The following is a 12,255-nucleotide window of genomic DNA, read 5'->3' as shown; positions in this document are numbered from 1 at the left end:
GCGGCTCAGGCGAAAGCGCCGCGTGGGGCCGTCGCGGTGATCACCTTCACCGCGCGGTCCACATCGGACTCCGTCAGGTCGGCTCGTGCCGTCAGGCGCAGCCGCGAGATCCCGTCCGGGACCGACGGCGGCCGGAAGCACCCGACGCGGATGCCCTGCTCGGCGCACGCCGCGGCCCACGCCACCGCCGTCTCCGCGGACGGCGCCTGAACCGAGATGACGGCGGCGTCGGGCAGGCTCGCCTTCAACCCGGCCGCCTTCAACGACATCGCCAGGTTGCCCGCGTTCCCGACCACCTTCTCCGCCAGCCCCGGCTCTTCCTTCAGCGCGTGCAACGCGGCCAACGCGGCCGCGACGCTCGCGGGCGCCAACGCGGTGTCGAAGATGAAGCTGCGCGCCGTGTCCACCAGGTGCTTGATCACGCGACGCGGCCCCACCACCGCGCCACCCTGAGCGCCCAGGGACTTCGACAGCGTCAACGTCGTGACGACGTCGGGTGCGCTCGACAGCCCGGCCGCGTGGACCGCGCCGCGACCGCCCTCGCCCAGGACGCCGAAGCCGTGGGCGTCGTCCACGAGCAGCGCCGCGCCGTGCGAACGGCAGATGCCGGCCAGTTCGCCGAGCGGGGCCAGGTCGCCGTCGACCGAGAACACCGAGTCGGTCACCACCAGCGCCCGCGGCTTGCGCCGGGTCGCCAGCGCGCGCTCGATCGCCGACGGCGTCGAGTGCGCGACCGCGGCGACGTCGGCCCGCGACAGCCGGCAGCCCTCGATCAGCGAGGCGTGAATGTACTTGTCGGTGACAATCGCGGACTCGGACCCGGACAGCGCCGTCACCGCGCCGAGGTTGGCGGCGAAACCGGACGAGAACACCAGCGCCGCCTGCGCGCCGCAGAACCGGGCGAGCTCCAGCTCCAGCTCGGTGTGCAGCTCGGTCGATCCGGTGACCAGCCGGGACCCGGTCGACCCGGCGCCCCAGCGCAGCGCGGCGGCCGCGGCGGCCCCGGCGACGCGCTTGTCGCGGGCCAGCCCGAGGTAGTCGTTGCCGGCCAGGTCCAGCTCGTCGGCCCGCGCGGGACGCGGCCGCAGCTGCCGCACGAGACCCGCGTTCGCCCGCTTCTCCGCCTCGGCGTCGAGCCAGTCGAAAACCTCGTCGGGCGGCGGCGTCGGCGGCGTAGTCACGTCCCGCAGTCTCCCATCCGGGCCTCGAGCCGCCGTGCAGCGGGCCCGGAAACGCCGGAAGCCCCGGACCAGGAGGTCCGGGGCTTCCGAGGAAGAGCGATCAGCTGTCGTAGCCGCGACGCGGGCCACGGCTCGGACGGCCGTAACCACCGCCGTTGCCCGAGCGGGGCTGGCGGGCGCGGCCGCCGAAGCCGCCGGGACGGCCTTCGCGGTCGCCACCGCGGTAACCGCCGCGGTCGCCGCCACGCTCGCTTTGGGTGCGCTCGCCGCCGCCACGGTTGTAGCCGCCGCGGTCGCCGCGGTAACCGCCACCGCCGCCGCCGCGCCGCGGGCTCTCGCGCCGCCGCTCGACGACCGGCTCGCCACTGGGCTCCTTGGCGCCGGTGATGCGGGTCAGCTCGGCGTCGCCCGGGCGGACCGTGGTCGACTCCGCGCGCACACCGGCGCGGTCGGTCAGCCGGCGGACCATCCGGCGCTGGTCGTTGGTGACCACCGTGACGACGACACCGGACGCCCCGGCGCGTGCCGTGCGGCCCGCGCGGTGCAGGTAGTCCTTGTGGTCGGCCGCCGGGTCGACGTGCAGCACCAGCGAGATGTCGTCGACGTGGATGCCGCGCGCGGCGACGTCCGTGGCGACCAGCACCGGGGTGTGGCCTTCCTTGAAGTCGGCGAGGACGCGGTTGCGCTGCCCCTGCGTCTTGCCGCCGTGCAGCGCCGCCGCGTTGACGCCCTGCTCGCGCAGGCGCTCGGCGAGGCGGTCGACGTGGTGCTTGGTGCGCACGAACATGATCGTGCGGCCGTCGCGGGCGCCGATCTGCGTGATGACGTCCTGCTTGTCCTGGTGCGAGACCTGGAGCACGTGGTGGTCCATGGTCGTCACGCTGGCGGTCGACGGGGCGACCGAGTGCGTGACCGGGTCGGTCAGGTACTGCCTGACCAGGCGGTTGACGTCACCGTCGAGGGTCGCGGAGAACAGCAGGCGCTGACCACCCGGCGGGGTGAGGTCCATGATCTCGCGGACCTGCGGCATGAAGCCCATGTCCGCCATCTGGTCGGCCTCGTCGAGGGCGATGAAGTTGCAGTCGCCCAGGTGCGCGGTGCCCTGCCGGACGTGGTCCGACAGCCGGCCCGGGGTGGCGATCAGCAGGTCGACGCCGCGGGAGAGCGCGTCCGCCTGGCGGGCGAAGGCCATGCCGCCGACCGCGGTGCGGCACCACAGGCCGAGGGCCCTGGCCAGCGGGGTCAGCGAGTCGGCGACCTGCATGGCCAGCTCGCGGGTCGGGACGAGGATCAGCGCGCGGGGGCGCTTCGGGCGGGCCTTGCCGCCGTCGAGCCGGGCCAGCATGGCCAGGCCGAAGGCGAGGGTCTTGCCGGAACCGGTCTGGGCGCGGCCCAGCACGTCGCGGCCGGCCAGCGCGTCCGGGATGGTCGCCGACTGGATCGGGAACGGGCTGTTGATGCCCGCCTCGCTGAGCGCGCGGAGCAGCGGCTCCGGCAGGCCCAGCTCGGCGAAGGTCTTGGTGGCCACGAGCTCGACGGCGTCGTCGCGCAGCATGTCGCCGCCCGCCGGGCGGGTGCGCGGCTTGCGGTCGGGACGGCCCGCGTGAGCGGACGTCGAGGAAGGGCCGGAGTTGAACGTGACGGTCACAAATGCCTCTCGGACGTGGTTCGTCGCAAGGGAGGCCCGGGCAGCCCGCGCGCAGGCAGGGCAAGATGGTGTGCGATGGGCGTTCACAGGGACGGACCCGGCACACCGTGTCATCGCTTGCCGACACTGCGCGCCGCTTGGGTTACGGATTCACCGCGAGCCGATCGGTGGCTCTGGAGGCGACGGACACCAACTCATCCACGCCGCCGGTTGCGGTCTGTACTCACTGTACCCGAACCGGAGCCGGGACTACTCATCGAGGGCACCCGTTGTGGGCGGCGTCGCAGTCGTGGTCCGGGCCACAGCCGCGACGCCGCCCGCGGGGTCACCCCAGACCGGCGACGGAAACGAGCTCGGCCAGCAGTTCCCCGGTTCTCGTCACGTGCTCGCCGAGGCCGCGGCCGTGGAACCAGCCGGCCAGGTTGCGCACGTCCCGCCCCAGGAATTCGGCGCCGCCGGGGTTGGCGACGACGTCGACGACCTGGGGCAGGTCGATCACCATCAGCTTGCCCCGGTGCACCAGCAGGTTGTACGCGGAGAGGTCGCCGTGCGCGAGCCCCTCGGAGGCGAGCAGCTCGAGCGCCGCGGTGGCCTGGAACCACAGCTCCTTCAGCTCGTCCGGGTCCGGGCGGACCTGGGCCAGCCGGGGCGCGGCGGTGCCGTCGTCCTCGCCGAGGAACTCCAGCAGCAATTCCGTTCCCTCGCGCTGCACCGGATAGGGCACCGGCGCGCCGAGTGTCCACAGGCGACTCAGCGCGGCGAACTCCGCGACCGCCCACTGTTCGGCGATCAGGTTGCGGCCGAACGCGCTGCGCTGCGTCATCGCCCGCATCTCCCGGGACCGGCGCATCCGCCGCCCTTCGAGGTACCCCGCGTCGCGGTGGAACAGCTTGTGTTCGTCGCTGCGGTAGCGCTTCGCGGCGAGGAGCGTGCCCGGCGTGCCGGGCAACCCGCGCCGCAGGAGGTGGACGTCGGCCTCCTTGCCGGTCTTGAGGACGCCGAGGTCGGTGTCGACCGCGGCGAGCTCGGTGACCACCCAGTCCGGCCGGGGACGCGGGCCGTGTTCGGCGTCGTCCCAGGTGGACCAGCGGTCGGCGCCGTCGGGCAGCTGGTTTTCGGTGTAGGCGTCGTCGCGCAGTTTCGCGAGGCGGACGCGTTCGGCTTCGGTCAGCCGGCCGCTGCGGGTGGGTTCGGGTTCGTCGAACCGCCCGCGGCGGCGTGACCGCGCCTGGCGGCGGCTCGGCTGGTCGTCGAACAGGTCGAAGTCTTCGAAGTCGTGCTGGCGCACTGGTGGGTTGCTCCTAGGTCAGGGATGCCCCACCGGGCGCGTGGTCAGCCTCGGGGGGCGGGTGGGTGAGGGCGCGAAAGGGCCCGGACAGTCATCACGACAGGCACCTCCCGTTCTCATCCACCGGCTCCCTGCCGGCTGCGCCCAGCTTGCCGGACCGGCCCGGCGCCGCGCAACCGAATAGCGCGAACGGTCCATTCGTGCCGTTTCCTTGAATTCGGCCCGGCGCCGTGGTCACGATGATCGGGCAGGCCGAACGAAGAAGGGCGGCAGATGAACAGCTACGACGTGGTGATCGTCGGCGGCGGGCACAACGGCCTGGTGGCGGCCGCGTACCTGGCGCGGGCGGGCCGGTCGGTGCTCGTGCTCGAACGACGGGGTGAGACCGGTGGCGCCGCCGTCTCGTTCCGTGCGTTCGAGGGCGTGGACGTCCGGCTTTCGCGCTACTCGTACCTGGTCAGCCTGCTGCCGAAGAAGATCGTGGCCGACCTCGGCCTCGACGTGGAGCTGCGACGGCGCCGGATGTCGTCCTACACCCCGTCGGGCGGCACCGGTCTCCTTGTCGACAACGACGACGCCGTCCGGACGGCGTCGTCGTTTAGGGCGGTCACCGGGTCCACATCGGACTTCTCGGCCTGGCAGCGGTTCTACGAGCTGACCGAGCGTGTCGCCGGGCGCGCGTTCGGGACGCTCACCGAACCACTCCTGTCCGAAGTGGACTTCCGCGAACGCGTCGGCGACGCCGAGGCGTGGTCCTTGCTGTTCGAACGGCCGATCGGCGAAGCGCTCACATCGTGGTTCGTCGACGACACGGTGCGCGGCGTGGTGCTCACCGACGCGCTGATCGGCACGTTCGCCCCGGCGGACGGCGAGGACCTGCGGCAGAACCGGTGCCTGCTCTACCACGTGATCGGCAACGGCACCGGCGACTGGGACGTCCCGGTCGGCGGCATGGGCGCGGTCACCCGTTCGCTCGCGGCGGCTGCCGCCGCGGCGGGCGCGCGCCTGATGACCGGTGCGGAAGTGCTCTCGGTCGACCCGGACGGCGAGGTGCGTTACCGGCGTGACGACACCGAACTCGTCGTCCGGGCCGGGCACGTCCTGGCGAACGTCGCGCCGGCGACGCTCGCGAGGTTGCTGGGCGAGGAACCGGCGGAACGCCCGGAAGGCGCGCAGCTGAAGGTGAACATGGTGCTGACGCGGCTGCCGAGGCTGCGTGACCCGGACGTCGATCCGGCCGAGGCGTTCGGGGGCACCTTCCACGTCAACGAGACCTTCACACAGCTGGAGGCGGCGTACCGCGAGGCGGCGGCGGGCAGGATCCCCACGCTGCCGCCCTGCGAAATCTATTGCCACTCGTTGACGGATCCGTCGATCCTCGGCGCGGCCGAACGCGCGGCCGGCACGCACACCCTCACCTTGTTCGGCCTGCACATGCCGGCCCGCCTCTTCGAGGGGCGCAACGAAGAGGCACGCGAAGTGGCGTTGCGCGCGACGCTGGCTTCGCTGAACAGCGTGCTGGCCGAGCCGATCGAGGACTGCCTGCTGACCGCGCCGGACGGCAGGCCCTGTGTGGAGGCGAAGACCCCGCTCGACCTGGAAGCCGAGCTGGGCCTTCCGGCGGGGCACATCTTCCACCGGGACCTGTCGTGGCCGTACGCAACGGATCCGGCCCAGGCCGGCCGCTGGGGCGTCGAGACGGCGCACGAACGCGTCCTGCTTTGTGGCGCGGGAGCCGCGAGGGGAGGTGGTGTCAGCGGCATCCCCGGCCACAACGCGGCGATGGCGGTGCTGGGTGTCCGGCCCGGCTGATCCGGAACGGCCGCCTGTCCCGTGATTCGGTGCCACTGTTTTGCGGGACAGGCGGGTTTCCCGGAACCGGTTGGCCGGTGCGCTGCCCCATGCAGGTGCACCGCGGCCGGCCCCGGGGTGGTCTCGGGGTCGACGTTGACGGTTTCGACCACCGCGAAGGCCACCCCGCCCGCGGACGCGTTCCGTCCCGGCCCGGTGGTGGGGAGCCCGGTCGCGGGTGGCGCTACGCCCGGTCCGGCGCCTGAGGGTCCCGCGGCTGCCCGAAGGTCACGTCGCGGCCGACGGCGCCGATCGCGATCCCCTGGTCGTGGGCGTGCGCGGTGCCCGACACCGCGATTCCGCCGTGCGCGGCCACCACTCCGCCGGGCCGGCTCGCTTCGGCCAGCGCGGCTTCCAGTGCCGCGGCGAACTGCTCGTCTTCGTCGGCCGCGTCTTCGACCGCCAGCGCCACGCGCGTCCGGGTCCGTTCGCTCACTTCGCCGGTCTCGGCCGCTTCCTCCGTCAGCTTGCGCACGGCGGAGTCGTCGCCGAGTTTCGCCAGCACGACGTCCCTGACCTTCGCCGCGCCCGCGTCCACCACCTCGTCCGCGAGCCCGTCGAGCGCTTTGCCCGCCTGCCGGGCCTTGCCCACGGCCCAGGCGATGAGCGCCCCGATCACGATCTCCACACCCACCACGACAGGCTCCTTCGCTCGGCTGCCACCGCACCGTGAGTCGCCGGTCGCCCATCCTATGTAACAGCGGGAGCCGTTCGCACCGACCGGAAGGGCGGTCAGGCGTGCTCGGCGCAGAGGCAGCCGACGCCCGGCTCGATCCACTCCCGGCCCGCCCACTCCGGATGGCGTCCGACGAGCACCGCCCGGACCTCCCCGACGAGCTGCTCCCGGTCCATCGCGGAGTCCCGGCGCCGCCACGTCTCGTCGCGGAGTTCGCGCAGGTAGTCGCGGACGTCGGTGAGCACCGGCAGGCCGCCGACGTCGCCGTGCCCCGGGACGACCACGCGGGGCTCGGTGGCCACCAGCCGGTCCAGCACGGCGAGCCAGCCGAGGCCCGAGACGTCCGTGTCGTGCGGCGGGAACCACGGGAGGATGGCGAACTGCCCGGTCTCGGCCAGGTCGCCGGTGAACAGCACGCCGGCGTCCGGCACCTCGACGACCTGGTCACCCTTCGTGTGGCCGCGGCCGGTGGGGCGCAGCCGGACGGTCCGGCCGCCGAGGTCGAGCGTGTGCCCGTCGTCGTAGACCTCGTCGGGCGTGGGCACGCGGACGCCGTCGAGGCGGCGGGCGATCGTCTCGCCGAGGCCGCGGAACATCTCCAGGTAGCCCGGGCCCTTCGTGGCGAGGTCCTCGGCCTGGCTGCGGTTGACCAGGTAGGTGGCCTCGCCGGCGAACACCTGCGCGCCGAACGCGTGCTCGGGGTGGAAGTGCGTCGTGGTCAGGTACAGGCGGCGGCCGTTCGCCACCTCCCGCGCGAAGGCGAGCACCTTCGCCGCGTTGGCGGTGCCGATGCCCGTGTCGACGACCAGGACGGCCTCGGTGCCGCCGACGACGCCGATGTTGGGCACCAGGTCGACGTGGTCGTTGGGGATCACCAGCAGGTCGGAGGCGATCTCCCGGGCACCGGAGACGTGCACGGCGGGATCGGTCAGTTCGGTCATGCCCCGATTCCACCGCCGCGCGGGTGCGGCCGTCCAAGACCGGTTCGGTGGCGCCGATACCGGGCGAATATCGTCGCCGGTCATGGAGCTGCGCACGCTGCGGTACTTCGTCGCCGTCGCCGAGGAACTCCACTTCGGCCGGGCCGCGGCGCGGCTGCACATGAGCCAGCCGCCGCTGAGCCGGGCGATCAAGCAGCTGGAAACCGACGTCGGGGCCGTCCTGCTGCTGCGCTCCGCCGCGGGCGTCACGCTCACTCCGGCGGGGGCGGCGCTGCTGGCCGAGGCGCGGGCGCTGCTCGACCAAGCCGACCGGGCCCGCGCCCGCGTGGCCACGGCGGCGGGTGCGCCGACCCTCACCGTCGGCATCCTCGGCGACGGCGCCGACCCGGGTGCGACGCGGCTCGCCGACGCGTACCGGCGGCAGCACCCGGGCGTCGAGGTCCGCGTCCGCGACGCCGACCTGACCGACCCGACGTGCGGGCTGCGCGCCGGGCTGGTCGACGTCGCACTGACCCGCGGGCCGTTCGACGAGACCGGCCTGGCCGTGCACGAGCTGCGCGCCGACCCGGTGGGCGCGGTGCTGCGCGCCGACGACCCGCTGGCCGGCCGCGCTCACCTCGCGCTCGCCGACCTGGCCGGACGGCGCTGGTTCCGGTTCCCCGACGGCACCGACCCGCGCTGGCAGGCGTACTGGCACGCCGGCGAAGCCCGCGAAGGGCCGGTCGTGCGCGCGGTGCACGAATGCCTGCAGGCCGTCCTCTGGAACGGCACGGTCGGGCTGATGCCGCTCGGGCACCGGCCGCCGGGCGAACTGGTCGTGGTGCCGTTGACCGGCATGGCACCGAACCCGGTGGTCGTCGCGTGGCGGGAAAGCGACGAGACGCCGCTGATCCGCTCGTTCGCCCGGATCGCGCTGGCCGCGTACCGGGACTGAACGCTCAGGCCGTGCGGTCCCGGGGCGACGGCAGGCGGAACAGGCGCTGGAGCCGGCGCAACGCCCCGCGATCGCCGGAAACCGACGCGGCACCGCTCTCGATCGCCTTCGCGAGCGGGAAAGCCGGTCCCTGGCCTGCAGGCCGTGCCAGGCGCCGTGGACGAGCAGCCCTAGACCACCGGGGCGCGACGCACGTCGTAGAGGTCCCAGTCCAGCTGCCAAAACGCGTCGATGCCGTGCTCGCGGATGTACTTGCGCTCGGTGTCGTGCACCGGGTAGCAGCCGGCGATGCTGATCGGCGCGCCGCCGACGTCGATCAGCGTGTACTGGTGCGCGTCGAGGCCCGCGGGGGCCGAAACGGCGAACGCCGTCATCGCCGATTCCGGGGCGATCGGCTGCCCGAAGTCGATGGTGTCGCCGTAGACGAACGGGCAGGTGCCGCGCAGCTGCTCGGCGAGGTAGCCGATCGCCAGCGCCCAGACCGGGTCGTCGGACCGGACGCTGATCCACAGCTCCGGTCGCACGCCGTGCCAGTCCGGGTGGTCGGCCAGGGAAAGGCCGTAGGTCGCGCCCGTCAGGTAGCGCGGCTCGGGCTCGTCGGCGTAGACGAACGCGATGACGTCGTCGAGCCCGGGCTGCGTCGACGGGATGGGCTGCAGCCGGGCCGTGGAGGACCCGGTCAGGGTGTCGAGATGGGCGAAATACCGCTCGGCACGGCTCGGCATGGCGCGCAGCATACGACCGGCGGGGGTCCGGGCGGGTCATCCCGTTGGCCCGGGCGCGGCAAGATCGGGCAGGGTGGGGACCATGCGAGTGCTCGTGATCGGCAGCGGGATCGGCGGCGCGGCAACGGCCTGGCACCTGGCGGGCCGCGGCGCGGAAGTGGTCGTGGTGGACGCGGCGCGCCCGGGGACGGCGACCGAGGCCGGCGCCGGCATCGTCAGCCCCTGGACGTCGCGCCGGGAAGACGCGCTGTACCCGCTCGCCGCGGCCGCCGGCCGGTACTACCGGGAGTTCACCGCGGAGCTCGAAGGTTCGTCGTTCGAGGTCGTCGGCGGGATGATCGTCTCGGCCGACGACGCCGAGCTGGCCGGGGCGCACGAGCGGCTGACGTCCCGGGCGGCGGCCGCGCCGGAGGTCGGCGAGGTCCGGCGGCTCGACCCGGCGCAGGCCCGCGAGCTGTTCCCGGCGCTGGCGCCCGGGCTGGGCGCGGTGCACCTGACCGGCGCCGGCCGTGTCGACGGGCACCTGCTGCGCCGCGCCCTGCTCTCGGCCGCCGGACGCCGGGGCGCGAAGTTCGTCGAGGGTGAAGTCGCGTTCCGCGCCGACGGCACGGTGGCGGGCCCCGAAGGTCCGCTCGAGGCGGACAGCGTCGTGGTGGCGGCCGGCGCGTGGAGCCGGGAACTGCTGGCGCCGCTGAGGATCGACCTGCCGGTGACGCCGCACCGCGGCCAGATCAGCCACTTCGACCTGCGGGACACGGACACGGCGGCGTGGCCGGTGGTCCTGCCGCGCAGCAGCCACTACCTCCTGGCGTTCGGCGGCGGCCGGGTCGTCGCGGGCGCAACCCGCGAGGCGGAGTCGGGCTTCGACCACCGCGTCACGGCGGCCGGGCAGCGCGAAGTGCTGGAGAACGCGCTGGCGGTGGCACCGGGCCTGGCGGACGCAACGCTGGCGGAAACCCGGGTCGGCTTCCGCCCGGGCACCCCGGACGACCTGCCCATCTTGGGGTTGCTCCGGCCGGGCTTGGCGGTGTCGACGGGCTTCGGCGCGGGCGGGCTGACGAACGCGCCGTTCGCGGGGAAGCTGGTGGCGGCGGTCGCGCTGGGCGAGGACCCGGGCTTCGACCTGAGCCCGTTCGCCCCGGACCGGTTCGGCGGCCTCAGCCCTCGGTGATCAGCTCCAAGGCGTGCTCGCCCGTGCGCTCGACCGCCAGGCCCGCCTTGGTGATCACCTTCGCCAGCTGGTCCACAGTGGACGGCTCGGCGCGGGTGGCCGCCAGCACGTGCGCCAAGCGGCCCTTGTACGCCTTGTTGAAGTGGCTCACCGTCACACGCTCGCCGCGGGCGTTTTCGGTGACGACCCGGACCGTCACCGCGTCCGGGCGCAACCTCGCGAACGCCGAGTACGTGCCCGAGCGCAGATCGACGACCAGGCCCTCGACCGCCTGCAGCACCGGCTCCAGGACCGGCTTCCATAATCCGCGGACGGTACCCAGCGACGGCAGCGAGTTCCCACCCGAGAGCCGGTACGCCGGGATTGGGTCGGTGGCCGAGACCACGCCGAACAGCGACGACGTCACCGCCAGCCGCCGGTGGGCCTTCTCCAGGCCGGCCCTCGTGAAGCTCTTCACGTCCAGCGCGTCGTAGAGGACGCCGGTGTAGCGGCGCAGCGCCGGCATCGTCGGGGACGTCCACAGCTCCGCGTTGCGCGCCACCTCCCCGGCCTGGCGCTCGGTGAGGCCCAGGGCCGCGATGCTGGCGGGGACGTCGGCGGCCAGCTCGGCCAGCGCGTCGGCGAGCTTCGCGCGCGTCGGGTTCAGCTCGGGGAACGACAGCGCGCCGAGGTCGAGCGGGCCGCCGCGGCCGCCGTCGGCCTTGGTCTCGGAAGGGGGGAGGAGCACCAGCACGCCCCGAGCGTACTGCGCCGATCGTCGCCGATCCGGACGGCAGCCACGACGGAAGGGGCCGGTTCCGGCCGGGTCCGCGTACCTGCGGCGGCCCGGTAAATCGGGGTGCACGGACGCCGCCGTCCGGCCTAGCCTCCGGGCATGGACCTGACCTGGCGCCCGTTGACTCTGGACGACGCTCCCGCCCTCGCCCGGCTCTACGCGGCGGCCGAGGAAGTCGACCGGACGGGTGAGCACTTCAGCGCGGATGACCTCCGCGACGAGCTGGCCGCCCCCAACGTCGACCTGGCCCGCGCCACCATCGGCGCCTGGGCGGGCGACCGGCTGGCCGGCTACGGCTTGATCCTCCGCCGCGCCGCCGCCGACCCGGTGCACATGATCCGGCTCCAGTCGGTCGTGCACCCGGACCACCGCAGCGACGCCGTCGGGGGTCACCTGGTCGAGTGGTTCGCGCGGACGAGCCGCGAGGTCCACGAGCGCGCCTTCCCGGGCGCGCCCCTCGAACTGCACCACGGCAGTCACCAGAACGAGCGCTGGATCGCCGGCGTCCTCACCCGCGCGGGGTACACGGTCGGCCGGACGATGGTGAACATGCGCGTCGGCCTCGCCGACCTGCCGCCGCAGCCCCCGCTGCCCGACGGTTTCGAGGCGGTGCCGTTCGACCCGAAGTACGACCTCGCCGCCCTCGACGCCCGCAACGACACTTTCGCCGGCCACTGGGGCAGCACGGTGTACGAGCCCGACGCCTGGCACCACCTCGTGACGGGCTCGAAGGACTTCCGCCCGGACCTGTCGTTCCTCGTGCTGGACGGCGACAAGGTGCTCGCCTTCGTGCTGAGCCACCACTACGCGTCCGAAACCGAGGCGACGGGCATCCGCGAGCACTACGCCACCTGGGTGGGAACCCGGACGGCACTGCGCGGCCGCGGAGTCGCATCGGGGTTGCTCGGGCACACTCTCCTGGCGGCGAAGGCCGCGGGATTCGACCGGTCGGCCCTGAACGTCGACGTCGACAATGCGCACCGCGCGCTGGGTGTTTACGAGCGGTGCGGATATCGCGTCGAAGACGAATGGCACGTGTACGTGCTGTCCTGAATTCGGGACGCC

Annotated in this window: 11 protein-coding genes; 4 read left to right on the top strand and 7 right to left on the bottom strand. The window is 73.6% G+C overall.

Going from position 1 to position 12,255, the window contains the following annotated elements; translation table 11 throughout:
• Positions 1 to 5: 5 nt before the first annotated feature.
• The 3 genes from Q5425_RS10890 to Q5425_RS10880 form a co-directional block, all read right to left on the bottom strand.
• Positions 6 to 1,181: an 8-amino-7-oxononanoate synthase gene (locus Q5425_RS10890; RefSeq protein WP_308672030.1), complete on the bottom strand. Its 1,176-nt coding sequence runs from the start codon at positions 1,179 to 1,181 to the stop codon at positions 6 to 8.
• Between the two features lie 100 nt (positions 1,182 to 1,281).
• Positions 1,282 to 2,829, bottom strand: a complete 1,548-nt coding sequence (locus tag Q5425_RS10885) for a DEAD/DEAH box helicase (RefSeq protein WP_308672029.1) — start codon at positions 2,827 to 2,829, stop codon at positions 1,282 to 1,284.
• A gap of 325 nt (positions 2,830 to 3,154) precedes the next feature.
• Positions 3,155 to 4,117 (bottom strand): RIO1 family regulatory kinase/ATPase, encoded by a 963-nt coding sequence (locus tag Q5425_RS10880; protein WP_308672028.1) that lies wholly within the window; start codon positions 4,115 to 4,117, stop codon positions 3,155 to 3,157.
• A 273-nt stretch (positions 4,118 to 4,390) separates the two neighbouring features.
• Here Q5425_RS10880 and Q5425_RS10875 point away from each other — a divergent pair, with 273 nt between their 5' ends.
• The gene (locus Q5425_RS10875; RefSeq protein ID WP_308672027.1) at positions 4,391 to 5,929 is read left to right on the top strand and encodes an NAD(P)/FAD-dependent oxidoreductase; all 1,539 of its coding nucleotides are present in this window, start codon (positions 4,391 to 4,393) and stop codon (positions 5,927 to 5,929) included.
• 223 nt (positions 5,930 to 6,152) lie between these two features.
• On the opposite strand, the gene Q5425_RS10870 is transcribed toward Q5425_RS10875, so the two are convergent.
• Positions 6,153 to 6,605, bottom strand: coding sequence for a hypothetical protein (locus Q5425_RS10870; RefSeq protein WP_308672026.1), 453 nt, complete (start codon positions 6,603 to 6,605; stop codon positions 6,153 to 6,155).
• A 95-nt stretch (positions 6,606 to 6,700) separates the two neighbouring features.
• Positions 6,701 to 7,585, bottom strand: a complete 885-nt coding sequence (locus Q5425_RS10865; protein ID WP_308672025.1) for an MBL fold metallo-hydrolase — start codon at positions 7,583 to 7,585, stop codon at positions 6,701 to 6,703.
• Between the two features lie 82 nt (positions 7,586 to 7,667).
• Here Q5425_RS10865 and Q5425_RS10860 point away from each other — a divergent pair, with 82 nt between their 5' ends.
• On the top strand, positions 7,668 to 8,519 hold the full coding sequence (locus tag Q5425_RS10860; RefSeq protein ID WP_308672024.1) for a LysR family transcriptional regulator: 852 nt from the start codon (positions 7,668 to 7,670) through the stop codon (positions 8,517 to 8,519).
• A 170-nt stretch (positions 8,520 to 8,689) separates the two neighbouring features.
• Here the strand turns inward: Q5425_RS10860 and Q5425_RS10855 are convergent, their stop codons facing one another.
• Positions 8,690 to 9,244: a suppressor of fused domain protein gene (locus Q5425_RS10855; RefSeq protein WP_308672023.1), complete on the bottom strand. Its 555-nt coding sequence runs from the start codon at positions 9,242 to 9,244 to the stop codon at positions 8,690 to 8,692.
• An 82-nt stretch (positions 9,245 to 9,326) separates the two neighbouring features.
• Here Q5425_RS10855 and Q5425_RS10850 point away from each other — a divergent pair, with 82 nt between their 5' ends.
• The gene (locus Q5425_RS10850; protein WP_308672022.1) at positions 9,327 to 10,415 is read left to right on the top strand and encodes an FAD-dependent oxidoreductase; all 1,089 of its coding nucleotides are present in this window, start codon (positions 9,327 to 9,329) and stop codon (positions 10,413 to 10,415) included.
• Here the strand turns inward: Q5425_RS10850 and yaaA are convergent.
• Positions 10,402 to 11,148 carry a peroxide stress protein YaaA gene (gene yaaA / locus Q5425_RS10845; protein ID WP_308672021.1) on the bottom strand — a complete coding sequence of 249 codons (747 nt, stop codon included), beginning with the start codon at positions 11,146 to 11,148 and terminating at the stop codon, positions 10,402 to 10,404. The two genes, Q5425_RS10850 and yaaA, sit on opposite strands and share 14 nt — an antisense overlap.
• A gap of 141 nt (positions 11,149 to 11,289) precedes the next feature.
• Here yaaA and Q5425_RS10840 point away from each other — a divergent pair, with 141 nt between their 5' ends.
• A complete protein-coding gene (locus tag Q5425_RS10840) occupies positions 11,290 to 12,243 on the top strand; it encodes a GNAT family N-acetyltransferase (RefSeq protein WP_308672020.1) in 954 nt (317 codons plus the stop codon).
• Positions 12,244 to 12,255 lie beyond the last annotated feature (12 nt).

The sequence above is a fragment of the Amycolatopsis sp. A133 genome (assembly GCF_031082405.1).
Lineage (GTDB): Bacteria > Actinomycetota > Actinomycetes > Mycobacteriales > Pseudonocardiaceae > Amycolatopsis.
This window is presented reverse-complemented; position numbering and strand designations above follow the sequence as displayed.

Excerpts from the sequence above, each read along its gene's own strand:
- Q5425_RS10875 (WP_308672027.1), top strand. The coding sequence starts at position 4,391 with ATGAACAGCTACGACGTGGTGATCGTCGGCGGCGGGCACAACGGCCTG.
- Q5425_RS10865 (WP_308672025.1), bottom strand. The coding sequence starts at position 7,585 with ATGACCGAACTGACCGATCCCGCCGTGCACGTCTCCGGTGCCCGGGAG.
- Q5425_RS10860 (WP_308672024.1), top strand. The coding sequence starts at position 7,668 with ATGGAGCTGCGCACGCTGCGGTACTTCGTCGCCGTCGCCGAGGAACTC.
- Q5425_RS10855 (WP_308672023.1), bottom strand. The coding sequence starts at position 9,244 with ATGCCGAGCCGTGCCGAGCGGTATTTCGCCCATCTCGACACCCTGACC.
- Q5425_RS10850 (WP_308672022.1), top strand. The coding sequence starts at position 9,327 with ATGCGAGTGCTCGTGATCGGCAGCGGGATCGGCGGCGCGGCAACGGCC.
- Q5425_RS10840 (WP_308672020.1), top strand. The coding sequence starts at position 11,290 with ATGGACCTGACCTGGCGCCCGTTGACTCTGGACGACGCTCCCGCCCTC.